This window comes from Kitasatospora sp. SC0581 (assembly GCF_048159585.1).
Taxonomy (GTDB): Bacteria; Actinomycetota; Actinomycetes; order Streptomycetales; family Streptomycetaceae; genus Kitasatospora.
Window position 1 is genome coordinate 1 of record NZ_JBLRWA010000277.1, and the last position, 339, is coordinate 339.

Here is a 339-nt window from a genome sequence, read left to right on the forward strand (position 1 = left end):
TTGGGCTTCACCCGCTCCAGGTCGAGGAACTCGGCGACGCCTTCATCGTACGAGCGGAGGAGTTCTTCATAGTCATCCGTAGCGATCGCCGCCGGGTCTGTCGTACCATCATCGGTTTCCTGGACCTCGCCGATCTCGACGAAACAGTGTTTCGCGAAGAACGCGACCTCGAACGTCAAGCAGAAAATCCGACGGACGCCCAGCCAGCGCGCGGTCTGCACCAGCTTCTCCAGCAGCTGGTGCCCGATCCCGGTGCCCCGGGCGACCGGATCCACCGCGAGCGTGCGGACCTCGGCGAGGTCCTCCCACATCTCGTGCTGTGCGCCGCAGGCCACCACC

1 protein-coding gene is annotated in these 339 nt (G+C 64.9%); it reads right to left on the bottom strand.

What is annotated here, in order from left to right; all coding sequences use genetic code 11:
* Positions 1-339, bottom strand: a 339-nt coding sequence (locus ACLWS4_RS38085) for a GNAT family N-acetyltransferase (protein WP_416876581.1), incomplete at both ends; no start/stop codon positions are given.